At 72.1% G+C, this 23,485-nt stretch carries 21 protein-coding genes; 8 read left to right on the forward strand and 13 right to left on the reverse strand.

Annotated features, from left to right (window positions below; translation table 11 throughout):
• The first annotated feature begins 62 nt into the window (after positions 1-62).
• On the forward strand, positions 63-482 hold the full coding sequence (locus AC2XR2_RS12925; RefSeq protein WP_381298935.1) for an aggregation-promoting factor C-terminal-like domain-containing protein: 420 nt from the start codon (positions 63-65) through the stop codon (positions 480-482).
• A gap of 46 nt (positions 483-528) precedes the next feature.
• Here AC2XR2_RS12925 and AC2XR2_RS12930 read toward each other — a convergent pair whose 3' ends face one another.
• Complete coding sequence (locus AC2XR2_RS12930; RefSeq protein WP_491515107.1) at positions 529-1,773, reverse strand: alpha/beta hydrolase family protein; 1,245 nt, start codon at positions 1,771-1,773, stop codon at positions 529-531.
• A gap of 104 nt (positions 1,774-1,877) precedes the next feature.
• On the opposite strand from AC2XR2_RS12930, the gene AC2XR2_RS12935 reads away from it, so the two are divergent.
• Positions 1,878-2,576, forward strand: a complete 699-nt coding sequence (locus AC2XR2_RS12935) for a YoaK family protein (RefSeq protein WP_491515108.1) — start codon at positions 1,878-1,880, stop codon at positions 2,574-2,576.
• Between the two features lie 39 nt (positions 2,577-2,615).
• Here the strand turns inward: AC2XR2_RS12935 and AC2XR2_RS12940 are convergent, their stop codons facing one another.
• On the reverse strand, positions 2,616-3,449 hold the full coding sequence (locus AC2XR2_RS12940; protein ID WP_356454331.1) for an alpha/beta fold hydrolase: 834 nt from the start codon (positions 3,447-3,449) through the stop codon (positions 2,616-2,618).
• Positions 3,450-3,554: 105 nt separating this feature from the next.
• Here AC2XR2_RS12940 and AC2XR2_RS12945 point away from each other — a divergent pair, with 105 nt between their 5' ends.
• Positions 3,555-5,825: an ATP-binding protein gene (locus tag AC2XR2_RS12945; RefSeq protein ID WP_491515109.1), complete on the forward strand. Its 2,271-nt coding sequence runs from the start codon at positions 3,555-3,557 to the stop codon at positions 5,823-5,825.
• 107 nt (positions 5,826-5,932) lie between these two features.
• Here the strand turns inward: AC2XR2_RS12945 and AC2XR2_RS12950 are convergent, their stop codons facing one another.
• The gene (locus AC2XR2_RS12950; RefSeq protein WP_381298931.1) at positions 5,933-6,382 is read right to left on the reverse strand and encodes a pyridoxamine 5'-phosphate oxidase family protein; all 450 of its coding nucleotides are present in this window, start codon (positions 6,380-6,382) and stop codon (positions 5,933-5,935) included.
• 1 nt (position 6,383) lies between these two features.
• On the reverse strand, positions 6,384-6,839 hold the full coding sequence (locus AC2XR2_RS12955) for a hypothetical protein (protein ID WP_491515110.1): 456 nt from the start codon (positions 6,837-6,839) through the stop codon (positions 6,384-6,386).
• A 243-nt stretch (positions 6,840-7,082) separates the two neighbouring features.
• Between AC2XR2_RS12955 and AC2XR2_RS12960 the strand changes: the two genes are divergently transcribed.
• Complete coding sequence (locus AC2XR2_RS12960; protein ID WP_491515111.1) at positions 7,083-7,499, forward strand: hypothetical protein; 417 nt, start codon at positions 7,083-7,085, stop codon at positions 7,497-7,499.
• A 19-nt stretch (positions 7,500-7,518) separates the two neighbouring features.
• Here the strand turns inward: AC2XR2_RS12960 and AC2XR2_RS12965 are convergent, their stop codons facing one another.
• Positions 7,519-8,688 (reverse strand): steroid 3-ketoacyl-CoA thiolase, encoded by a 1,170-nt coding sequence (locus AC2XR2_RS12965; RefSeq protein ID WP_330267284.1) that lies wholly within the window; start codon positions 8,686-8,688, stop codon positions 7,519-7,521.
• A gap of 239 nt (positions 8,689-8,927) precedes the next feature.
• On the opposite strand from AC2XR2_RS12965, the gene AC2XR2_RS12970 reads away from it, so the two are divergent.
• Entirely contained in the window at positions 8,928-10,166 is a 1,239-nt protein-coding gene (locus AC2XR2_RS12970) for a cytochrome P450 (protein WP_381298928.1), read from the forward strand.
• Here the strand turns inward: AC2XR2_RS12970 and AC2XR2_RS12975 are convergent.
• From AC2XR2_RS12975 to AC2XR2_RS12990, 4 genes are all read right to left on the reverse strand, one after another.
• Complete coding sequence (locus AC2XR2_RS12975; RefSeq protein ID WP_491515112.1) at positions 10,153-11,316, reverse strand: flavin-containing monooxygenase; 1,164 nt, start codon at positions 11,314-11,316, stop codon at positions 10,153-10,155. The two genes, AC2XR2_RS12970 and AC2XR2_RS12975, sit on opposite strands and share 14 nt — an antisense overlap.
• Entirely contained in the window at positions 11,313-11,534 is a 222-nt protein-coding gene (locus AC2XR2_RS12980) for a tetratricopeptide repeat protein (RefSeq protein WP_391193193.1), read from the reverse strand. The genes AC2XR2_RS12975 and AC2XR2_RS12980 overlap by 4 nt, the downstream gene beginning before the upstream one ends.
• Before the next feature lie 78 nt (positions 11,535-11,612).
• The gene (locus AC2XR2_RS12985) at positions 11,613-13,304 is read right to left on the reverse strand and encodes a LuxR C-terminal-related transcriptional regulator (protein ID WP_491515113.1); all 1,692 of its coding nucleotides are present in this window, start codon (positions 13,302-13,304) and stop codon (positions 11,613-11,615) included.
• Positions 13,305-13,376: 72 nt separating this feature from the next.
• Positions 13,377-15,383: a bifunctional glycosyltransferase 87/phosphatase PAP2 family protein gene (locus AC2XR2_RS12990; RefSeq protein ID WP_491515114.1), complete on the reverse strand. Its 2,007-nt coding sequence runs from the start codon at positions 15,381-15,383 to the stop codon at positions 13,377-13,379.
• 312 nt (positions 15,384-15,695) lie between these two features.
• Here AC2XR2_RS12990 and proP point away from each other — a divergent pair, with 312 nt between their 5' ends.
• Both proP and AC2XR2_RS13000 read left to right on the forward strand, forming a co-directional pair.
• A complete protein-coding gene (gene proP / locus AC2XR2_RS12995; RefSeq protein ID WP_381298923.1) occupies positions 15,696-17,060 on the forward strand; it encodes a glycine betaine/L-proline transporter ProP in 1,365 nt (454 codons plus the stop codon).
• A gap of 87 nt (positions 17,061-17,147) precedes the next feature.
• Positions 17,148-17,819 (forward strand): O-methyltransferase, encoded by a 672-nt coding sequence (locus AC2XR2_RS13000; protein ID WP_491515115.1) that lies wholly within the window; start codon positions 17,148-17,150, stop codon positions 17,817-17,819.
• A 27-nt stretch (positions 17,820-17,846) separates the two neighbouring features.
• On the opposite strand, the gene AC2XR2_RS13005 is transcribed toward AC2XR2_RS13000, so the two are convergent.
• The 4 genes from AC2XR2_RS13005 to AC2XR2_RS13020 all read right to left on the reverse strand — a co-directional run bounded on the left by AC2XR2_RS13005 (position 17,847) and on the right by AC2XR2_RS13020 (position 22,305).
• Positions 17,847-18,239, reverse strand: a complete 393-nt coding sequence (locus AC2XR2_RS13005; protein ID WP_330267277.1) for an FHA domain-containing protein — start codon at positions 18,237-18,239, stop codon at positions 17,847-17,849.
• Between the two features lie 158 nt (positions 18,240-18,397).
• Positions 18,398-19,132: a hypothetical protein gene (locus AC2XR2_RS13010; protein WP_491515116.1), complete on the reverse strand. Its 735-nt coding sequence runs from the start codon at positions 19,130-19,132 to the stop codon at positions 18,398-18,400.
• A gap of 5 nt (positions 19,133-19,137) precedes the next feature.
• The gene (locus tag AC2XR2_RS13015) at positions 19,138-19,833 is read right to left on the reverse strand and encodes an EF-hand domain-containing protein (protein ID WP_381298920.1); all 696 of its coding nucleotides are present in this window, start codon (positions 19,831-19,833) and stop codon (positions 19,138-19,140) included.
• Between the two features lie 426 nt (positions 19,834-20,259).
• Positions 20,260-22,305 carry an MDR family MFS transporter gene (locus AC2XR2_RS13020; protein ID WP_491515117.1) on the reverse strand — a complete coding sequence of 682 codons (2,046 nt, stop codon included), beginning with the start codon at positions 22,303-22,305 and terminating at the stop codon, positions 20,260-20,262.
• A 160-nt stretch (positions 22,306-22,465) separates the two neighbouring features.
• Between AC2XR2_RS13020 and AC2XR2_RS13025 the strand changes: the two genes are divergently transcribed.
• Positions 22,466-23,428: a peptidoglycan-binding domain-containing protein gene (locus tag AC2XR2_RS13025; protein WP_491515118.1), complete on the forward strand. Its 963-nt coding sequence runs from the start codon at positions 22,466-22,468 to the stop codon at positions 23,426-23,428.
• Positions 23,429-23,485 lie beyond the last annotated feature (57 nt).

The following is a 23,485-nucleotide window of genomic DNA, read 5'->3' on the forward strand; positions in this document are numbered from 1 at the left end:
GCGCCGACGCATGTCCCCCGGGACCGCGAGCGACACCACCGTCCCCGAAGAAAAGGTTCCTCGTGTCCGTCTCCCGCTTCGCCCGCCGCATCGCTTCCCCGAAGAAGGCCATCACCACCGCCGCGATGGCCGCCGCCACCGCCGGCCTGGTCCTGACCGCGGCGCCGGCCCAGGCGGCCACGACCAGCTCCTCCGCCCAGGCCAAGGCCATCGCTCACCAGATGATCCCGAACGCCGCCCAGTACAACGCGTTCAGCAAGATCGTCGAGCACGAAAGCGGCTGGGACGTCAACGCCACGAACTCCTCCTCCGGCGCCTACGGCCTGGTCCAGGCCCTCCCGGGCTCCAAGATGGCCTCCGCCGGCTCCGACTGGAAGACCAACGCCAAGACCCAGATCAAGTGGGGCCTGGACTACATGAACTCCCGCTACGGCAGCCCGACCGGCGCCTGGGCCTTCTGGCAGGCCAACGGCTGGTACTGAGCCGACGCGCCCAGCACCGCCGTACCCCCTCGGCACACCGCGCCGCTCACCGCCGTACGCCGTCGAAGAACCGCACCACCTGCGGGGCCGACACCACGACCGACCCGAAGTGGTCCACGGCCCCCTGCTCGACCACCCGCACCCTCGCTCCCTGACCTGCGAGGGTGCGGGCGCATGTCCGGGTGTTGGCGAGCGGCACGTCGGTGTCGCCGCCGGCGGCGTACAGCCGCACCGGCACCTCCGGTTTCCAGTCGCAGGTGTGGTCGGCGGCGCGCATCGCCTCCAGCACGGCGCCGGACGGGTGCCGAAGACGCTCGTAGAAAAGAGGCGTGAGCAGCCGCCGCACCGAGGGCGCGAGTCCCCTGACGACCTCCTCCTGCTCGTGGCTGCCGTCGAGGAGGCGCTCGACCCGGCTCGCGTACGGCGCGCGGAACGCGTCGGCGGGGTCCTTGTAGAGGGGGTGCAGCCGGTTCTGCGCGACCAGCCAGTACGCGGTGTACAGGACCCCGCTGACGTCGTTGACCCGGCCGTCGAACAGCGCGGGCATCTCCTGGCCCTCCAGGTCGTACGGGCCGCTGACCGGGGCGAGTGCCTTGAGCCGGAAGTTCCGGTCGGCGCCGCCGTCCAGCGCCTTCCCGAGCGCCATCGCGACCTGGCCGCCCTGCGAGAAGCCCGTCACGTACAGGTCCCCGGTGAGCGGACGGCCGAGCCGGTCCGCCGCCGTCCGGGCCGCGCGCAGCATGTCGAGGGAGGCGGTCACGGACGAGGCGGTGTCCATGTACGGGTGCGGGCCCGGCCCCCCGCCGAGGCCGAGGTAGTCGGGGGCGGCGACCGCACGGCCCGCGCTCGCGTTCAGGTACGACGGGATGCGCCCGAAGTCCTCGCTCGCCGAGGGCGCGTAGTCGCGGTCGACCATCGTGCCGTGGGTGTCGGAGACCAGGTCGAGGCGGTGCGGGCCGCCCCCGGGGAGCGTCAGCAGGCCGGTCGCGGTGGTGGGGGCGCCGTGCGGGTCGACGGTCCGGTAGGTCAGCCGGTACGCCCGTACGCCGTACCGCACCACGCCGGCGTCGACGTCCCGCCCGGTCAGGAACGCCCTGACCTGCCCGGCGTCCCGGTCGGCGACCGGGGCGACGGAGACCAGCTCACCGCGGGCCGTCCGCTGCGTGGGCTCACCGGCGGCCGCCGCCACCGGGGCCGCGGCGAGCCCGGCCAGGAGCAAGGCCGCCGCTCCGGCGAGTCCGCGTCGCCAACTCGCCCTTTTTCCATGGGATTCACGTGTCTCATCACTCATGTCCGTCGACGCTACGGACGCCCGGATCCCCCCGACATCCGAGAGCCCCCCGCTTCCGTGGTGGACTTGGGTGCACCCTGCCCGTCCGGCCGTCCGGAGACTCGATGAGCGAACAGAGCGGCGCCGACACGAAGCCCGCCCACGACCCCGAGGCACGCGGACTGCGCCTGGTGCCCGTGCTGCTGGGGCTGACGGTGGTCAGCGGACTGATCGACGCGGTCAGCTATCTGGGCCTGGAACACGTCTTCACCGCGAACATGACCGGCAACGTGGTGGTGCTCGGGTTCGCGGCGGCCGGCGCACCCGGCTTCTCGGTGGAGCACACCCTGACCTCGCTGGGGTCCTTCGTGGTCGGCGCGATGGCGGGCGGCCGGGTCGCCGTACGGCTCGGCGCCGGCTCCCGCCGCACCTGGGCCCGCCTCACGCTCGCCGCCGAGGCGGTGCTGCTGGGCATCTCGGCCGTGGTCGCCTTCGCCGCGCCGGGCGCCACGGCCACCGCCTACACCCTGATCGCCGTGACGGCCTTCGCGATGGGCCTGCGCAACGCCACGGTCCGCAGGCTCGGCGTCCCTGACCTGACGACGACCGTGCTGACCATGACGTTGACCGGCCTCGCCGCGGACTCCCGGGCCGGAGGCGGCCCCGGCACGCGCTCCCCCCGCCGTACGGCGTCGGTGATCGCGATGGTGGCCGGGGCCGGGATCGGCGCGTGGCTGGTGCTCCACCACGGCCTCGCCCTTCCGCTGGCGATCGCCGCGGGGCTGGTGGCCCTGCTCGCGGTGACCGCCTCGGGGCGCGAGTGACCCCTTTCCCGGGGGTGCCTCGGGGCGCGAGCAGCCCGCTTACTTGGCCAGGAAGGCCAGCAGCGCCGAGGTGACCTCCTCCGCGTGGGTCCACAGCAGGCCGTGCGGGGCGCCCTCGATCTCGACGTACTCGGCGGACGGCAGCAGCGCGTGGAAGGGCCGGCCGGTGGCGTCGATGGGCAGGATGCGGTCACCGGTGCCGTGCAGGATCAGCGCCGGCACGTCGATCTTCGCCACGTCCGCGCGGAAGTCGGTGATCCAGGTCGGCACGCAGGCCACCGAGGCGTGCGCCGAGGCACCCGCGGCCACGTTCCAGCTGCCGCGCACGGCCGCCTCGCTGATCCGGCTGCCGAGCGTCTCGTCCAGGTTGTAGAAGTCCTGGTAGAAGGCGTCGAAGTAGGCGTACCGGTCCTTGGTCACGGCCTCCAGGATGCCGTCGAACACCGACTGGTCCACGCCCGTCGGGTTGTCGTCGGTCTTGAGCAGGAAGGGCTCCAGGGAGGCCAGGAAGGCCGCCTTCGCGACCCGGCCCGAGCCGTAGGTGCCCAGGTAGCGGCCCACCTCGCCGGTGCCCATCGAGAAGCCGACAAGGACGGCGTCGGTCAGGTCGAGGGTGGTGAGGACCTTGTCGAGGTCGGCGGCGAAGGTGTCGTAGTCGTAGCCCGTGGTGGGCTGCGAGGAGCGGCCGAAGCCGCGGCGGTCGTAGGTGATGACCCGGTGGCCGGCCTCCAGGAGCGCGGGCAGCTGCTTCTCCCAGGAGTGGCCGTCGAGCGGGTAGCCGTGGATCAGCACGACCGGCTGTCCGGTGCCGTGGTCCTCGTAGTAGAGCTCGATCGGGGCGCTGTTCTCTTGACCGACGGTGATGTACGGCATGTGGGTCGTCCTTCGCGTAGGGAGATTCCAGCTCACCAGGATCGGCGTGTGCCCGCCAGGCAGAAGTACAGGCGGAACTAGAGAGCGCTTGTTCTAATTGTCGTGATGACCAGTCATGCACCTGAACCACCGCAGTCCGAACCGCCCCCCGGCAGCACCCCCTTCGGCGTGATGCTGCGCTCCCTGCGCCGGGCCGCCCGGCTCACCCTGGAGGAGTTGTCCGAGGCGTCCGGGGTGAGTGTGCGCGCCCTCGGTGACCTGGAGCGCGGCCGCAGCCGGGGCCCGCAGCGCCGTACCGTCGACGCGCTCGCCGCCGCCCTCCGGCTCGACACCGAACAGCGCGAGCGCCTCCAGCGGCTGGCCGACGCCGGCCGGGAGCGCGCGCCGGCACCGACACCGCCGTATCTCCTGCGGACCGTCCCGGACTTCACCGGGCGCCGGCAGGAACTGGCGGACCTGGAGGCGCTCGCCACCGGCACGCGCACGCGTGCCGCGGTCCTCTTCGGGCCGGGCGGGCAGGGCAAGACGACCCTGGCCGCGGAGGCCGTACGGCGGCTGAGCGGCGCCTTCCCGGACGGCAGTGTCTGCGTCCAGCTGCACGGCATGAGCGAGGCGCCGCTGCCGCCCGCCGAGGCACTGGTCCTCCTGCTCACCGCGCTCGGCCAGCCGTCCGACCGGATCCCGGTGGACCCGGTCGCCCGCGAGGCCCTGTACCGGACCACGCTCGCCGGCCGGCGGGCCTTGATCGTCCTGGACGACGCGGCCGACGAGGCGCTCACCCGGCCGCTGCTGCCGGACGCCGAGGGCAGTTTCGTGCTGGTCACCAGTCGACGGCCGCTGGCCGGTCTCGAAGGGGTACGGCGGATCAGGCTCGGCGGGCTCAGCGGCGGGGAGTCGGCGCGGCTCCTCGGGCGGATCCTCGGCGCCCCGCGCACCGACGGCCAGTCCGAGGCGATCACCCGGCTGACCGAGCTGTGCGGCCACCTCCCGCTGGCCCTGCGGATCGTCGGCAACCGCCTCTCCAGCCGCCCGAGCTGGACCCCGGCCCGGCTGGTGGGCCAACTCGCGGACGAGGAGCGCCGGTTGAGCGGCCTGGTGGCGGGTGACCTCGCCGTCCGCAGCGCCCTCGCCCTCTCCTACGGCCAACTCACCGACCCGCACCGGCTGTTGCTGCGCCGACTCGCCCTGGTCCCGGGCCATGACACCGGCGTCGAGCTCGCCGCCGTCCTGACCGGCGAGGACCCGCCGACCACCGAGGGCTCCCTGGACCTGCTGGTCGACCGGGGGCTGCTGGAGGAGACCGCGCCCGGCCGATACGCCCTGCACGACCTCGTGCGGCTCTTCGCGCGGGAGCGCCTGCGGGACGAGGAGGAGACCGCGGAGGCGGTCCGACTCGGCATGGCGGACTGGCTGTTGCGGTCGGCCTCGGCGGCGGGGCGCTGGTTCGAGGCGCCGGGCGCGCCGGAGCCGTGGCCGGGCGAGGTCGCCGCCTTCGCCCCCGGGTCCGCGGAGGCGGCGGAGGAGTGGCTGACCGCCGAGCGCGCGAACTGGGCGGGCGCCCTGCCGGTGCTGTGCGCGGCGGACCGGCACGCGGAGATCCTGCATGTCTCGCGCACCCTGTACTGGTTCTCCGACCGCCGCCACCAGTGGCCCGAGTGGCGGACCCTCTTCTCGTACGGCGCCCGGTCCGCGGCCGCGCTCGGGGACCGCACGGCCGAGGCCCACCAGCTCAACTGCCTCGCCTGGGCCCACTCGGTCGGCGCCTACCAGTACGTGCAGGGCGAGGAACTGGCGCGCAGGGCGCTGGAGTTGGCGACCGGGACCGGTGCCCTCGGCGAGCAGGCGTGGGCGTGGGCGTACATCAGCGGGGCCTGTCTGAGTCTGAAGCGGCCCGCGGAGGCGGCGGAGGCGGCCGAGCGGGCCTCCCGGCTCTTCGAGGAGACCGGCGACACCGCGGGCCGTGCGGTCTCGCAGCGGGTGCTCGGCAAGGCGCTGCGTGAGTCCGGCCGCGCGGAGGAGGCGCTGACCCTGCACCGGGCCCTGCTGGGCACCTCCGCCGGGGACGTGCCCGGCCTGGACGCCTACGTCGAGGCCCTGCTGCGGCACGAGATAGCGAACGACCTGCTGGCCCTGGAGCGCTGGCCCGAGGCGGTGGCGGCCTTCCGGATCGTCACCGCACCCCGCTCCCACGGCGACCTCGACCGCTTCCACGCCCAGGCCCTCACCGGCCTCGCGACGGCGCTGCGCCACTGCGGCGAAGTCACCGAGGCCCGCACCCACTTGGTGCGGGCCCGGGAACTGTTCACGGCAGCCGGCGACACGACGGCCGCGTCGAACACGGCGACGGCCATCGAGGAGCTCGGGGGCGTCGGTTGATGTGCGGTCGACCCGGGAGTCGGCTGAGGTGCGGGGGGTCGGCTGAGGTGACCGGGGGGTCGGCTGAGGTGCGGGAGTCGGCTGAGGTGAGCGGGGCGTCGGATCCGCTACACCCTCACCCGGTGATCCGGCCGTCCGTCCTTCGCCAGCATCGAGTGCGCCTGCGCCACCGCCCGGTAGAGCCGCATCCCACTGGCGCCGCGCACGTCGTCGAGGGTCCAGACCCGCCCGCCGTGCAGAAGCGTCCGCCGTGAGTACACCTCCAACACCTCCTCGGCCCCTTCCACGACCTCCTCGGCGACGGCGGACATGTACACCCCCTGCCCGGTACCGATCTCCGCCGACGAGTCGAAGACGACGATCCCCACCTCGGGCCGCACCGCGATGTTCCGCGAGTGGACCGCCTCCGGCGAGGACACCCAGAAGAAGTCCCGGCACCCGGCATGCGCGAAGTAGACCGGTGTACTCCACGGCCGTCCCTCCGCGTCCGCCGTGGCCAGCACCAGATACCGGCTCGCCTCGACGATTTCGCGTGCGTTCTCCCTGCTCGGCCGCATCTCAGCGGCTCCTTCGGTACGTCAGCGCGAAGTCCGTCTCCCACTCCGCCGACGCGGCCTTCGACTGCTCCCACACCCCGTGGATGCTGTCGCCGTCCGCGCTCAGCCGCCCGGTGAAGCGCTGCCGGAAGGACAGCGGGGAGAAGTCCTCCTCCTCACGCAGCAGCTGCCACACCTCGCCGTCGAAGGTCATCGCGTACAGCCGTACGACACCCCGCGAGTCGAAGTAGTGCTGCGTGTACGCCCCGGTCTCCGGCTCGACCGACACGATCGCCATGCTGTCCGGCGCGGGATCCGGCGCCAGCGTCCGCTGCACCAGGAACTGCCCACCGAGCTCCCATCCGAACACACTCCGCCCCGAGCCGGCCTCCTGCCCGGGGAACTCGGCCTCGACCACCCACTCCCCGACCAGACCGTCCAACCGCCGAAGAGCCTCTTCCCGCTCCGCCGCGCCCATCGCGACCACCTCCTGAGAGCAAGGACGGCGGCAGCGGTCGGAACTCATCGGTGGAGCCACCGCCGCTTCACAGGACACCAGAGCATGTCCATGGCAGAATCCGACCCTTGGTGTTGATCATCTCTGGGGGGAGACGCAAGCGTGTTCCGACATGCCTGGACCATGGGAGTCGTGGCGGCTTCCTTACTCGCCACCGCCTGTACGGCGAGCGCGGACCCAGCGTCCGCACCACGGTCGCCGTCCGTGGCCTCCACAGCTGCCCCGCCGTCCCCGGCGCCTTCCCCGAAAGAGAAGACCCGGGACGACGTGATCAGCGACTTCCGCTACGCGACCGAGGCCTTCGACCTGGGGCTGACCGTGGTCAAGGACCCGTGGAAGCGTGAATGCGTGGCGGATTCCACCGCCTTCTCCCGGACCGAGCCCGGCAAGAAGGACCTGCTGCGCGTGGTCAGCCGGCTCAAGGAGCGCGGATGGCGCGTGCGGGGCGATGTGGATGCCGACGGCGCCACCTTCCTGGAGTCGGGCGGCTGGGACATCATCACGGGCGTCGGTCCCATTCCGGGCGACATCAAGGATCGGGTGCCCTCCTCGGCATCCGGCGCCCTCGCGTTGAGCGCCATGTCGAAGTGCACCAAGCCGCCGAGCCCGTCCCCGCGGTAGGGGCCGCGACGCAGGACTCCTACATCCGCTGAATGATCGTGCCGGTGGCCAGCCCACCCCCCGCACACATCGTGATCAACGCGAACTCCTTGTCCGCGCGCTCCAGTTCGTGCAGCGCCGTCGTGATGAGCCGCGCCCCCGTCGCCCCCACCGGATGCCCGAGTGCGATCGCGCCGCCGTTGACGTTGACCTTCTCCAGGTCCTGTTCGAAGACCTGGGCCCAGCTCAACACCACCGACGCGAACGCCTCGTTGATCTCGACGAGGTCGATGTCCTTGAGGGACATGCCCGCCTTGCCGAGGACCGCGCGGGTCGCGTCGATCGGTCCGTCGAGATGGAAGTGCGGGTCGGCACCGACCAGCGCCTGTGCCACGATCCGCGCCCGCGGCTTCAGCTTCAGCGCCCGCGCCATCCGCTTCGACGCCCACATGATCGCCGCGGCCCCGTCGCTGATCTGGGACGAGTTGCCCGCCGTGTGGATCGCCGTCGGCATGACCGGCTTCAGGCCGGCCAGCGCCTCCATGGACGTGTCCCGCAGCCCTTCGTCCCGGTCCACCAGCCGCCACATGCCCTGCCCGGCCCGCTGTTCGTCCTCGGTGGTCGGCACCTGGACCGCGAAGGTCTCCCGCTTGAAGCGCTCCTCGGACCAGGCCACGGCCGCCCGTTCCTGGGAGATCAGACCGAGCGAGTCGACGTTCTCGCGGGTCAGCCCCCGGTGCCGGGCGATGCGTTCGGCCGCCTCGAACTGGTTGGGCAGGTCCACGTTCCACTCGTCGGGGAACGGCTTGCCCGGCCCGTGCTTGGAGCCCGACCCCAGCGGCACCCGGGACATCGCCTCGACCCCGCAGCTGATCCCGACGTCTATGACTCCGGCCGCGACCATGTTGGCCACCATGTGGGAGGCCTGCTGGGAGGAGCCGCACTGGCAGTCGACCGTCGTCGCCGCCGTCTCGTAGGGCAGCCCGACCGTCAGCCAGGCCGTGCGCGCGGGGTTCATGGACTGCTCGCCGGCATGCGTGACCGTGCCGCCGACGATCTGTTCGACCGCGTCGGCGGGGATGCCGGTCCGGCCGAGGAGTTCACGGTAGGTCTCGCCCAGCAGATAGGCGGGATGCAGATTGGCGAGCGCGCCACCGCGCCTGCCGATGGGGGTGCGGACGGCTTCGACGATCACGGGTTCGGCGGCCATGGGTGCGGGTCCTCTCCTCCGAACGGATCCCTGGAACTCCGAAAACTCTGGAACTAGTACGTGTTCTAGTTGGCGCGCTGCTTGCAGTCTGCTGACGATTCATCCACCACCGCAAGGGTCTTGCAGGCAATTGAGGTCTCCGCACCCCTTGCCTCTTGTAGAACCCGTTACTACCTTCACGGCAGCTCTGTTCCTGATGGGCCGTCAGAAAGCTGTCGAACAGCTGGAGTGAGTTGCCGATGCAGTGTCCAGCGCTTCCCGACGGGTTCGACTTCACCGACCCCGACCTGCTGCAAAGCCGCGTACCGCTGCCGGAGTTCGCCGAACTGCGCCGGGCCGAACCGGTGCGCTGGATCCCCCAGTCGGGCAACATCGCCGGCTTCCAGGACGAGGGGTACTGGGCGGTCACCCGGCACGCGGACGTCAAGTACGTCTCCACCCACCCGGAGATCTTCTCGTCGTACCTCAACACGGCGATCATCCGCTTCAACGAGCACATTCAGCGGGACGCGATCGACGCGCAGCGCCTGATCCTGCTGAACATGGACCCGCCGGAGCACACCCGGGTCCGCGGGATCGTCCAGCGGGTCTTCACCCCCCGGGCGATCCGCGCCCTGGAGGAACGCCTGCGCAACCGGGCCCACGCGATCGTCGAGACCGCCCGCGCGCTGCCCGGCGCCTCCTTCGACTTCGTCACCCAGGTCGCCTGCGAACTGCCCCTCCAGGCCATCGCCGAGCTCATCGGCATCCCGCAGGACGACCGGGCGAAGATCTTCGACTGGTCCAACAAGATGATCTCGTACGACGATCCCGAGTACGCGATCACCGAGGAGGTCGGCCAGGAGTCGGCCATGGAGCTCATCGCCTACGCGATGAACATGGCGGCCGACCGCAAGCAGTGCCCGGCCGAGGACATCGTCACGAGACTGGTGTCGGCGGAGGACGAAGGCAGCCTGAACTCCGACGAGTTCGGCTTCTTCGTGCTGATGCTCGCGGTCGCCGGCAACGAGACGACCCGCAACGCCATCACCCACGGCATGCACGCCTTCCTCACCCACCCCGACCAGTGGGAGAAGTACAAGGCGGAACGCCCCTCGACGGCCGCCGAGGAGATCGTCCGCTGGGCGACCCCCGTCAACGCCTTCCAGCGCACGGCCACCCAGGACACCGAGCTCGGCGGGCAGCAGATCAAGAAGGGCGACCGGGTGGGCATCTTCTACGCCGCCGCCAACCACGACCCCGAGGTCTTCACCGACCCGGACGTCTTCGACATCACCCGCGACCCCAACCCGCACCTCGGCTTCGGCGGCGGCGGCCCGCACTACTGCCTCGGCAAGTCCCTGGCGGTCCTGGAGATCGACCTGATCTTCAACGCGATCGCCGACGCCATGCCCAACCTCCGGGCGGCCGGCGATCCACGCCGGTTGCGCTCGGCGTGGATCAACGGCGTCAAGGAGCTCCAGGTCACCCTGGGCTGACCCCGGTTCCGGCGCCACGGGCCGACGGCTTGCGCGAGCCGGCGGTCCGTGCCGCCACGGGTGCCCGGCCGGTCCGCCCCGCGAGATGCCGTACGACGAACTCCGCGTCCCGTCCCACGCCCTGGATCATCGACGAGGCCATCGCGTACTGGAACAGCCGCCCCACGAAGTACAGTCCGGGCCGCCCCTCGACGACTCCGCGCCGCTGCGCGGGCTCCCCGTCCGCGTCGAACACGTCCAGGTCGATCCACGAGGTGTCCGGGCGGAACCCGGTGCACCACAGCACGTTGGCCACCTCGGGCCGGGTGCCGTCGGCCAGCTCCAGCCGCCCGTCCCGCACTCCGGCCGTCCGGGCCACCCGCTCGACCCCGGCCGCCTTCAGGTCCCGCGCCTTGACCCGGATCAGCGGCGCGCTGTGCGCGAGCACCCTGGGCCGCAGCTTGCGCCCCATCGGCGTGCGTACGGTCAGCACGTGCCGGAACAGGAAGAACAGCACCGGGGTCAGCGCCCGGGACACCCGCTGCTCGATCCGCCAGGGGATCTGTCCCGGATGCGGCCCGGACAGGAGGACGCGCCGCGTCGCCGACAGCTCCAGCGCGATGTCCGCCCCCGAGTTCCCGGCCCCGACGACCAGCACCGGCCCGTCGTTCAGCTGACCCGGACCGCGGTAGGCGACGGCGTGCAACTGCCGTACGTCCGGGTGGAGTTCGGCCGCGAAGTCCGGCACCTTGGGCAGCCGGTCGTACCCGGCCGCGACCACCACGTTGTCGGCGGTGTACGTCGACTCCCCGTCCGTCTCGACGACGTACCGCGTCCCGTCGTACGACAGCCTCCGCACCCGCACCCCGGTCCGCACCGGCAGCTCCGCCCAGGCCGCGTACGCCTGGAGGTAGTCGGCGAACTCGTCGCGGGTCGGGAACGACCAGTCGTCGCCGGGGTAGGGCAGTCCCGGCAGGCCGTCGAAGCGGGCGGGGCTGAACAGCCGCAGCGAGTCCCAGCGCTCCCGCCAGCAGTCGCCGATCCGCTCGCCCGCCTCCAGGATCACGAAGGGGCGGCCGCGGCGCGCGAGGTGGTACCCGGTCGCGAGCCCCGCCTGTCCGCCCCCGACGACCACGGTCTCGATGTGCTCGTGCCGCTGTTCGCTGCTCATGCCGGCTCCTCGGTCCTGCGGTCGGCCGCGGTTCGGCCGGCCCCCGTCCGTGTCCGGCGGTCGGCCTCGTAGATCTCCACGGCCTGCCGCAGCACCCGCTCCGCCTCGGCGTACTCGCCGCTCACCCGCAGCAGCACCCCGAGGTCCGCGGCACAGTCGGCGAGCCTCAGCCGGGCCGTCCGTACCTGTTCGCGGAGGGTTCTCACGTCGTCGGACACGCTTCGATGCTCGCCGCGCGGGCCGGGCGCGCGCATCGACAGCAATGCCCATCCGGTACGGGCCCGGCATGGGTGGTTCTACGCAGAGCCGTCCGGCCCGAGCAGCCCGTGCTCGTAGGCGTACGCCGCCACCGCGGTGCGGGAGCCCACGTCGAGCTTGACGAAGATGTTGCTGAGGTGCCGGGCCACCGTCTTCTCGCTGAGGACCAGCTCGGTGGCGATGGCGTGGTTGGTCCGGCCCCGCGCGAGCAGCCGTACGACCTCGAGTTCGCGGGGTGAGAGGACGGAACGGCCCCCGCCCGTGAGCCGTGCCGCCCGCCGCGCGTCCGGTCCGGCGCCGAGCCGCTCGAAGGTCTGGCGGGCCGTGTCGAACTCCAGCACCGCGCAGTCCTCGTCCCCCAGCGCCCGGCAGGCGAGGCCCACCAGCACCCCGACCCGCGCCGCCTCGTACGGCACCTCCAGCTCCCGCCACCACCGCCCGGCCTCCCGCAACGCGGGCAGCGCCGCCTTTGCGTCGCCCTCGGCCAGTCGCACGGCACCCCGCGCCTGCCCGGCCGTCGCCCGCAGCGCGGCGGCACCCTGGGCGTCGGCGATCAGCGCGAGTTCATCGGCCGCCCGGGCGGCCTCGGTGAGGTCACCCCCACCGTCCCCACCGTCCTCAGCCGCCTCCGCCACCCCAGCCTCTCCACCCGCCAACAGCACCTCCACCGCGGCCGCCAGCAGCCGTGCCCGCCGCATCGGCTCCCCGGTCTCCGCCAGGGCCCGGCGGAGAGCCGCCAGGGCGGTCGGGCGCCGGCCCTGGGCGAGCCGGAGCAGTGCAAGGCCCGGCTGGGTGTCCCAGCCGTAGCGCAGGGTGTCGCGGTAGGCCTGCTCGGCCTCCGGGTACGCGCCCCGCAGCCGGTGCAGTTCCGCGAGCTGGTAGTACGCGCAGCCCGCGACGGCCTCCCCGTACCCGGCGGTGAGCTGGGCGCAGGCGAGGCGGGCCTCGTGGACGGCGTCCGGCCAGTCGCCACCGAGCTGGAGGAGGGCCGCCCGGTGCACCCGGCACAGTCCCCGGTAGGCGCCGGAGAAGTCGGGCTGGGCGGCGCACCACTCGGCGAGGGCCTCGCTCCACTCCTGGGCGCGGCTCAGTTCCTGGAGTTCCTGGCAGGTGCCGATGACGACGCAGTAGATCATCCCGGTCATCCGGGCCGACATGGTCCGCTCGGCGACCGCCACCATGGCCTCGTCCAGCTGGGCGAGTCCGGCCGCGGTGTCGCCGTTGCTGACCAGGGCGAGCCCGAGGGTCATCGCCGTGCCGGCCACGAGATCGGCGTCCGCCCCGGCCCCGACGGCCTTGTCCAGGCGCCGGGCCACGTCGATCATCGGAGCGTGCTCACCGGCCCGGAAGTGCAGCTCGGCCTCCAGCATGAGCAGATAGGCGCACTCCTGGCAGCCGGGATCGCTCTCCGAGAGGCGCCGGGCCCGCCCCAGCCAGGCCCCCGACTGCGCGAACTCCCCACCCCAGGCCAGCCCCTTGCACAACCAGTAGGCACAGCGCAGAGCCGCTCCCACGGCCCCTTCCTCGGCGTACGCGCTGAAGGCCCGGCGCAGCAGCACGATCGCCTCGTCCCCGTGCCCCAGCATGTCCGCGGCCTCGGCCAGCAGTTCGACGTCCGCGGTGTCGAGCGGTCGTACGGCATCGGCGGCCCCGAGCAGCGCGTGCGCCTCACCCCAGGCCTGCCGCCGCCCGGCGTCCCGCCCCTCCAGCAGAGCCACGTCCACGTCCATGCCGCCTCCGCCACCATTGTGGTCCAACGGCGACAAGGACGCGCCCCTCCCGGAGCACCCCAGCGGGCCCACTCACCGCTTCACGAGCGACCGTTCCCCAGCGTCCTCCGCCGCCACGGCCAACACGCGGGCCCGCGGCCCCTGGAACAGGTACGACAGCCCGAACCCGCCGGCGACGACCGCCGCTCCGCCCACCGCGTCCAGCACCCAGTGGTTCCCGGTGGCCACGATCGCCGACACGGTGAAGAGCGGGTGCAGCAGCCCCAGCGCCTTCATCCACCACTTCGGCGCGACGATCGCGATCACCACTCCGCACCACAGCGACCACCCGAAGTGCAGCGAGGGCATCGCCGCGTACTGGTTGGTCAGCGCGGTGAGGGTGCCGTAGTCCGGCTTCGAGAAGTCCTGCACGCCGTGCACGGTGTCGATGATCCCCAGCGTCGGCATGAGCCGGGGCGGTGCCAGCGGGTAGAGCCAGAACCCGACCAGCGCCAGCAGCGTCGCGAACCCCAGCGACGCCCGGGCCCACCGGTAGTCCACCGGTCGCCGCCAGTACAGGACGGCGAGCACGCTCAGCGGCACCACGAAGTGGAAGGACGTGTAGTAGTAGTCGAAGAAGTTCCGCAGCCAGTCGACCTTGACGACCGCGTGGTTGACCCAGTGCTCAATGTCGATGTGCAGCCATCGCTCCAGGTCGAGGACCTGCTGCCCGTGCTTCTCGGCGGTGAGCCGCCCCGCGGAGTTGCTGCCGCCGGTCGCCGCGAGTCTGACCTGCTGGTAGGCGGCGTAGGTGACACGAATCAGCAGCAGTTCGAGCAGCAGGTTCGGCCGGGCCAGCACCCGGCGCAGGAACGGCAGCAACGGCACGTGCCGGAACCGGGCGGGAACCGGTGGGGCGTACCGGGTGGGGATCGGGGTCGCGTAGTACGGCGAGGTCCGGGACAGGAACGGGATCACCGTGGCGGCGGCCAGCGCGGCCAGCAGCACCGCGTTGTCCCGCAGGGGGTACAGCGCCGAGATGTGCGGCAGCAGCATGCTCGCCGGGAGCGTCATCACCACGACGATGGCGACCGGCCACACATACCGGTCGGAGGCCCGCTTCCCGACCCGCCCGACGACCGCGAGCAGCACCCACAGCAGCTGGTGCTGCCAGGCCGTCGGCGAGACGGCGATCGCCGCGCAGCCGGTGATCGCGACCGCGAGCAGCAGCTGGCCGTCGCGCGCGTAGCGCACGGCCCGGCGGACGCCGAGGAAGGCCACCCCCGCGCCCAGCACCAGGAAGAGCGCGATCTCCAGCGAACCGGAGACCCCGAGGCGCAGCAGCAGTCCGTGCAGGGACTGGTTGGCGAGAGCGTCGGCGGGTCCGCCGAGGCCGGTGCCCGCGAGGTGGTGCACCCAGTAGGTGTACGAGTCGTGCGGCATCGCGGCCCAGGCGAGCGCGGTGCTCGCGGCGAAGGTCGCGCCGGTGGTCAGGGCGGCCTGTCGGCGGCCGGTGAGGAAGAGCAGGGCGCCGAAGAGCAGGACCGTGGGCTGGAGGGCCGCGGCGAGGCCGATGAGCAGGCCGGCGGCCCGCTGGTCACGGACGGTGAAGCAGGCGAGCAGGACCAGCAGGACCGGGATGATGCTGGTCTGGCCGAGGTAGAGCGTGTTGCGCACGGGCAGCGACAGCATGAGGAGGCTGATCGCGACCGGCGCGGCGAACAGCGCGGTGCGGCGGCTGACCGGCCGGGGCAGGGCGCGGGCGACGACCAGGCCGAGGGCGACGACCAGCAGGAGGGTGCCGAAGGTCCAGCCCCAGCCGAGCGCCTGCTCGGCCGCCCGGGTCAGGGGCTTGAGGACGAGTCCCCCGAAGGGAGTACCGGTGAACTGCGTAGAGTCGTAGAGCGAACCCTTCACATGCAGGACGCCGTCCGGGCCGACCCAGGTCTCCAGGTCCGTCAGGCGCTCGCCCTTGGGGGTGCTGAGGACGACGGCCACCTGGCGTACCGCGAGGACGGCAGCCACCAGCCACAGGGCGAGCCTGGCCGCGCGCAGCCGCGCCTGGACCTCGCTGGTCCCACTGTGCTCCGCATTCGCCACGCCTCGTCGGCCTCCCGTCCCGTCCGTGCCACGAGTCCATGAGGGAGGACGCAGGGAACCCCCGCTTCACCTGACGCCCGATCTCCTTTTGTCCGGATGACGATAGTCCGCGCACCATCCGGTTGCGCGCGCAGGGCGCGAGAAGGATCACATGAGATCCGGAAAGCGGGGTATCGGATCCGGAGCCGAGTACCTGCATACAGCACATTTATGCACGCTCGGTGACCGAAAAGGGGCGCCGCGTGACCCGGTCAAGTCCCCTTATGGTCGCTTTTTGCCCTTGTCCCCGTCGAAAGGCAGGCGAGCGAAGTTTTGCCGAGTGCTCCAGCCATCACCCCCTCGGTCCACACCCCCCGCACCCCCGACACGCCCGAAGCCGTCACCGTCGACCCGGCGCTCGTGAAGCGCGCGGTGAAGGCCGCCGCCCTGGGCAACGCCATGGAGTGGTTCGACTTCGGCGTCTACAGCTACATCGCGGTCACCCTGGGCAAGGTCTTCTTCCCGTCCGGGAACCCGACCGCCCAGCTCCTGTCGACCTTCGGCGCCTTCGCCGCGGCCTTCCTGGTCCGCCCGCTCGGCGGACTGGTCTTCGGCCCGCTGGGCGACCGCGTCGGCCGCCAGAAGGTCCTCGCCGTCACCATGATCATGATGGCGGCCGGCACCTTCGCCATCGGCCTGATCCCGTCGTACGCCTCGATCGGCGTCGGCGCCCCGCTGCTCCTCCTGGCCGCCCGCCTGGTCCAGGGCTTCTCCACCGGCGGCGAGTACGCGGGCGCCTCCACCTTCATCGCCGAGTACGCCCCCGACAAGCGGCGCGGCTTCCTCGGCAGCTGGCTGGAGTTCGGCACGCTCGCCGGGTACATCGCCGGCGCCGGCCTGGTCACCCTGATGACGGCCCTGCTGTCCACCGAGGACCTGGTGTCCTGGGGCTGGCGGATCCCGTTCCTGATCGCGGGCCCGATGGGCGCCATCGGCCTCTACCTGCGGCTGCGCCTGGAGGAGACCCCGGCGTTCGCGGCCGAGGTCGACAAGGCCGAGTCGAGCCGCCCGAAGGTCCCGCTGCGCGAGATGATCACCGGCCAGTGGCGGGCGCTGCTGCTCTGCGTCGGCCTGGTCCTGGTCTTCAACGTCACCGACTACATGCTGCTGTCGTACATGCCGAGCTATCTGACCAGCGAGCTCAAGTACGACGAGACCCACGGCCTGCTGGTCGTCCTGGCCGTGATGGCGCTGATGATGGTCGTCCAGCCCTTCGCCGGCGCCCTGAGCGACCGCGTCGGCCGCCGCCCGGTGATCGCCGCGGGCTGCGCCGGCTTCCTGCTCCTGTCGGTCCCGGCCCTGCTGCTGATCCGCCAGGGCAGCCTGTTCGCGATCGCCCTCGGCATGGGCGCGCTGGGCCTGCTCCTGGTCTGCTTCACGGCAGCGATGCCGTCGGCCCTCCCCGCCCTGTTCCCGACCCGGGTCCGCTACGGCTCCCTCTCCATCGGCTTCAACGTCTCGGTGTCCCTCTTCGGCGGCACGACGCCGCTGGTGGTGACCGCGCTGATCGGCGCGACGGGGAACATGATGATGCCCGCCTACTACATGATGGCCGCGGCCGTGATCGGCGGCGTGGCGGTGTGGTTCATGACGGAGTCGGCGGGCCGGCCGCTGCCGGGCTCCCCGCCTCAGCGGTAATTGCCCTGACAGGAGCCGGGAGCACGCCTATATTCATTAGCGCAACTAGTTAGCTGACCTAACTAGGCCGATGAAAGGCACAGGTGTATGAGCGAGTCGCAGTTCTGGGAAGACGTCGACGACTACTTCACCACCCACCTCGCCCCGGAGGACGAAGCACTCCGGGGCGCCCTGCGCGACAGTGAGACCGCCGGTCTCCCGTCCATCGCCATCACGGCGCCGCAGGGCAAGCTCCTCCAGCTCCTGGCTCAGATCCAGGGCGCCCGCACGATCCTGGAGCTCGGCACGCTGGGCGGCTACAGCACCATCTGGCTGGCCCGCGCCCTGCCCGCCGACGGCCGCCTGGTCTCCCTGGAGTACGACCCGCGGCACGCCGAGGTCGCGAACCGCAACATCGCCCGCGCGGGCCTCGACAAGGTCGTCGAGATCCGCGTCGGTGCCGCGCTGGACTCCCTGCCCCGGCTGGCCGACGAGAACCCGCCCCCCTTCGACCTGGTCTTCATCGACGCCGACAAGGGCAACAACCCGCACTACGTGGAGTGGGCGCTCAAGCTCACCGGCCCGGGCAGCCTGATCGTCGTCGACAACGTCGTACGGAACGGCCGGGTCGCCGACCCCGACAACCCGGCCCCCGACGTCCGGGGGACGCGCACGGCCCTCGAACTCATCGGCCGGCACCCGAAGTTGAGCGCCACGGCGATCCAGACCGTGGGCAGCAAGGGCTACGACGGCTTCGCGCTGGCACGAGTGCTGCCGTAACCCCTCCTGCCGTCGGGGCCGTCCCGCTCAGACCTCGTGGTAGAAGCCGACGTTGACGCTGCGCGGGGCGGTGCGGTCGCGGATGACGATCTCGCCGTTGCCGCCCCGGGGCAGGGTCACGGAGCCGCCGTAGACCAGCGGCTGGGCGTAGGCCCCGGAGACCAGCTGTACCTCGGACGAGGGATCGGGCTGCGAGCCCTGGAGCCAGGTCACCTGCCAGACACCCTCGGGTCCGCACAGGAACTCCAGGTGCACCCGGGAGACGAACAGCCAGTCGTCGGGCGTCACGAGCCGGCACACGGACTTGTCCCGGCCCACACGCAGCACGGTGCCCGGGTCACTGGGCGCCTCGGTCATCTGCATCCCGGCCGTGGCACCCTCCTCCGCCGCGGTGACGACGGCCATGGTGAGTTCGAGCACGTGCGCTCCTCCTGGATGGTTCCTTGCGCGGCGCCCCCGTTGGACCACCGCCGCCGCATGATAAATCGCCCGGCACGGCGGTGTCCGGTGCAAGGCAACGCAGACCGGCCCGCTGCCCGGGTCCGGGCAACAGGCCGGTCGTGTGTACGAACGGGACGTCAGCTGTGCAGCAACCGCTCCGTCAGCTCGCGGTAGTCCCGCAGCGCCAGCCGGAGTTGCTCGGTGTCACCGGCGCCGACGGCCTTGCCCTGACCGCCCTCGCCGGTCTGCCAGGAGTTGCGCAGCGTACGCCGACGCTGCTTCACCGCGTCGGCGAACCGCGCGGCGACCTCCTCCAGCACGTGGTCGGCCTCCTCGACGGCGGACCGGGGCTCGTCGACGAACCCGGCGACGGCGTGCTGGAGCCGCGTACTGAGCTTGTCGCACTCCTCGTGCGGCAGCAGCCGGGAGTCATGCCCGGAGGCACCGCGAACGGCGGAGGTCTTGTCACCACCGGCAGCGGAGTCACGGCCGAGGCCCGACTCGCCGGACTCACGGCCGAGGCCGCGCTCGCCGGAGTCGCGACCGAAACCGCTCTCGCCGCCGCGCACACCGTCCCGGTCGCCGGCGGGGGGCACCGCGCCCGGCACGGACTCACGACGCCCGGCGCCCTCGACGCCGTCCGCACGCTCTTCCGTACGGCGGCCCACGCGCTCCTCCGTACGACCCGTACGCTCGGTACGGCCGTCCCCGTCCCGCTCACCGCGGGACGTGCCCAGATCCGGCGCCTCGGTCTCGGTGGGAGTCACCAGGGGGCTGTGCGCGCCCGTGGGCTCACCGGTCGTGCCCTTGCCGCCGATCCTGCCCTCGCCCCGGGTGCCGTCGGCGCCCGGCCTGCTCGTGGCATCCGTCATGTCACTCAACTCCCCTTCGCGTGACGCCTGTTGAATGCCCACGGAAGGTGGCCGCGGCCGTTCTCACGGCCGTCGCGGGGCTGGCCCGCGCGCACCTGGGACTCGTCCGTGGGGGTGCGGGACTCCTCGCGGCGCTGCGGCGGCCCGACGAGGTCCTCGAAGAGCGCCCGCGCCTCGACCATGGCCTCGCGCAGTTCCTCGGTGTTCACCCGCCCGTCGCCGTCCCGGTCGGCGTTCACACGGGCACCGGCCAGGGTGTGCACCCGCCGGTAGCCGTGCACGTGGTGCGCGTGGTGCACGGACAGCGCGGCGAACTGCTCCTCGTACTGCCCGCCGTCCGGGAAACCGCGGTCCTTGGCGAGCTCGGCGAGCAGCCGGTCGGCCTCGGCGACGGCCTCCCGAGGGGAGTCGACGAAGCGTTCCTGGGCGGCGGTCCAGCGCTCCTCGTACTGCTGGCGCCGCGCCGGTTCGAGGGGCTGCTCGCGCAGGGATCCGTGCCGCTCCACGCGCTCGGTGAGTTCGCGCTCGGCGGCCTTCTCGTCCCCGTCGTGCCGGGCCACGGCGCGGTCGTACTCGGGCCCGAAGCGGCGCTTCAGGCCCCGGCCGTGCTGCGGGCCCCGGCCTCGCAGGGTCAGGACGGCCGCCACGACTAGGACGGCCGCCACGATCACGATCAGAGCGATGATCAGGCCTGTTGACATATCAGCCGGGTTGCCGTGAACTCCCCCTTCAAACCGTCTCCGCATGTGTGAACGCGGCCGCCTAGGGGGTGCCGGGTTCGGTTGTCGTGCGGCTACGGGTGCGTCGTGGCTGGTCGCGCAGTTCCCCGCGCCCCTGGGTGGGTCATCTGGACGTGCGCCCCCACGCACCGTTCGCCGCCGACGGCGCGCAGGGGACGGGGTGGGGGGTGTCCGCCCGCAGCGGCCGGCGTCCGTTACAGGTCCCCTTCTCGATGGACCGAGCCGCCGGACCGAGGACGGATACCCCCCACCCCGGCCCCGACCCGGAGACGACCAGGACGCGCTACGCACGCCCCCACCGGACAGCGACAGGCCGCCGCAGGCATTTCAGGGGCGCGGGGAACTGCGCAAAAACGCCCGCCCCCACCGAACCCGCACCCGCCCGCCTCACAACCGAGCCCCCGCCCCACCCCCACGCGGCTCCTCCCGATCCGACCCGCACAGCTCGTCGTTCAGGGACTTCACCAACTGGACCAGATCCGTGGGCCGATCCGGCCCCCACCAGTCCCCCAGCAGCTCCGCCAACGACTCCTCCCGCGCGGAAGCCAACCGCACGGCAACCTCCCGCCCCGCATCCGTGAGCCGGAGATCGAGCCCCTCCCGCTCCGCCAGCCCCCGCTCCTCCACCTGCCGAGCCGCCTCGATGATCACGCTCAGCGGCACGGACGTCCGCTCCGTGAGCAGCGCCGGCTCCACCCACCCGTACCGCCGCATCCGCAGCACCAGCCAGCTCGACGCCGGCAGCAGGTCGTACCCGGCCCGCTCCGTGATCTTCCGGTACACCTCCCGCCGCCCCTGCCGGGTCCCCAGCAGCGACAGCGCCCGGCACACCTCGTCGTACGACGACCGCTCCACCGGATTGCTGGCCAGCGTCTCGGTGACGTCGGGCGCCGTGACCGACCCCCGCAGCCGGTCCTCCTTGAGGAACCACGCGAGCAGGAACCCGAGGAACGCGACGGGCGCGGCGTACAGAAAGACGTCGGTGATGGACGAGGCGTACGCGTGCAGCGCCGCGGGACGCAACGCGGCCGGCAGCTCCCCGAGCCCCCGGGAGTCGGACTCCAGCCCGGACACCGAGACGCCGGGCGGCAGTTGAGCCCCCCGCAGCGCCTCGGCCAGTTTGTCCCCGAGCCGGTTCGCGAACACCGTGCCGAAGATCGCGACACCGAAGGACGCCCCGATCGACCGGAAGAAGGTCGCACCGGACGTGGCGACGCCGAGATCCTCGTACGAGACCGCGTTCTGCACGATCAGCACCAGCACCTGCATGACGAGCCCGAGCCCCAGCCCGAACACACAGAAGTACACGCTCATCACCCAGGTGGAGCTGCCCTCGTCGAGCCGGTGCAGAAGCAGCAGCCCCAGCGTCGTGACGGCCGTCCCCGCGACCGGGAACACCTTCCACCGCCCGGTACGGCTGACGATCTGCCCGGAGACCGTCGAGGACAGCAGCAGCCCGAACACCATCGGCAGCATGTGCACGCCGGACATCGTCGGCGAGACTCCCTGCACCACCTGGAGGAACGTCGGCAGATAGGTCATCGCCCCGAACATCGCGAACCCGACGATGAAGCTGATGACGGCGGACAGCGCGAAGGTCCGGATCCGGAACAGCTTCATCGGCAACACCGGCTCCGCGGCCCGCCGTTCGACCGCCACGAACGCGACCGCCAGCGCCACGCCCAGCACCGCGAGCCCGACGATCTGCGGCGACCCCCAGCCCCACGTCGTGCCGCCCAGGGAGGCCACCAGCACCAGACAGGTGGCGACGGCGGCGATGAGGAACGTCCCCAGGTAGTCGATGACATGCTTCGCCGACCTGCGCGGAATCCGCAGCACGACCGCGATGACGGCCAACGCGACCACGCCCACCGGCAGGTTGACGTAGAACACCCACCGCCAGCTCAGATGCTCGGTGAACAGCCCGCCCAGCAACGGCCCGAGCACACTCGTCGCCCCGAAGACCGCCCCGAACAGCCCCTGGTAGCGCCCGCGTTCCCGCGGCGGGACGAGATCGCCGACGATCGCCATCGACAGCACCATCAACCCGCCGCCGCCCAGCCCCTGCAGGGCCCGGAACGCGATGAGCTGGGGCATGTCCTGGGCCATGCCGCACAACGCCGACCCGATCAGGAAGATCACGATCGCGGTCTGGAACAGCCGCTTGCGCCCGTACTGGTCCCCGAGTTTGCCCCACAGCGGGGTCGCGGCGGTGGAGGCCAGCAGATACGCCGTCACCACCCAGGACAGATGCTCCATCCCGCCGAGATCGCTGACGATGGTGGGCAGCGCGGTGGAGACGATCGTCTGGTCCAGCGCGGCGAGCAGCATGCCGAGCAGCAGGGCCCCGATCGAGACGAGGACGTTGCCGGACACATGTTCTTCTCCGGTGTCTCGCACTTTCCCCGTCATACCCTGCGCATCCGCCGTCATGAAGACCTCCCGGGGCTCTCGTTACAGCTCCATCGTGGTCGGTGTGACCGTTTATGGCCTGTCGAGTCCTTTTGGAAGCTGTTGTTCCGGGGGCTTCCGTACACCGACTGTGGAGGGGTTCTGCATAATCTCTGGGGTTTGTGAGGGGAGGGACGAACACATGGCGGAGTCGAACAGTCATCTGTGCCCGGAGTGCGGGGCACCCAGAGGGGCCGACCACACCCCGTCCTGCGGCTGCACCCGGCGCGCGGCGGACGCGTTGCGCGAGACGCGCACCGCGGAGGCCGCGGCGGCGGAGGACTTCGACCCGCTCCGCATACGCCCGTACGTGGATCTGGACGACGAGACCACCCCCGTACCCCAGGTGCCCGCCACCGAGGAGACGATGCCGCTACGGCCCGTCCCGCCCGCACCCGCACCCCACGAAACAAGGGCACTCCCCGCCGACCTGAGCCTCTTCCAGGCGACAGACCCCCCGGCCACCCCCGACACACCCACCGCCGACCACCCCCGCCGCTCCCGCTCCCGCCGCCCCACCGTCCTCCTCGCCGCGGCAGGAGCGGTCGTGGCCGTGGTGGCCGCGGCCGGCTTCGCCAGCGGGCTGTTCGCGTACGAGTCGCCGTCCCGGGACGAGGCGGCCCCGCAGGACGTGCGACCGGCCGTCCCCGACGCGACGACGACCCCCGCGTCCGCGTCGCCGTCCCGGACCACGGAGTCCGTACGACCGCCCGCCGCGCCCCCGTCCCCGACGGCGAGCGAGAGCACCTCGGCCTCGCCGTCCGCGTCGGTGTCCAGCGCCTCGCCGAGCCCGTCCCGTTCGACGGCGCCCGCGGCCACCCCGACGGCCTCCGCGGCGACGGACTCGGCGGCCGAGTCGGACGCGGCCCGGGAGGCGGCTCCGCCGGTGCTGCGGCGGGGGTCGGAGGGACCCGAGGTCGTCGAGCTCGAACTGCGTCTCACCCAGCTGGGGCTGTACACGAGGAAGGCGAGCGGCCACTACAACGAGGGCGTCGAGGACGCGGTGAGCCGGTACCAGTGGGCCCGGGGCGTCCAGCCCGCGGAGTACGGGGTGTACGACCTGGTGACCCGGCAACGCCTCGAGTCGGAGACGACGGAACCCTAGGTCGCCTTACCGGGTGACGGGCGCCGACGAGGGACCCCGGGGGATGACGTCCAGTAA

It is taken from the genome of Streptomyces sp. LS-MS-L19 (genome assembly GCF_058382285.1).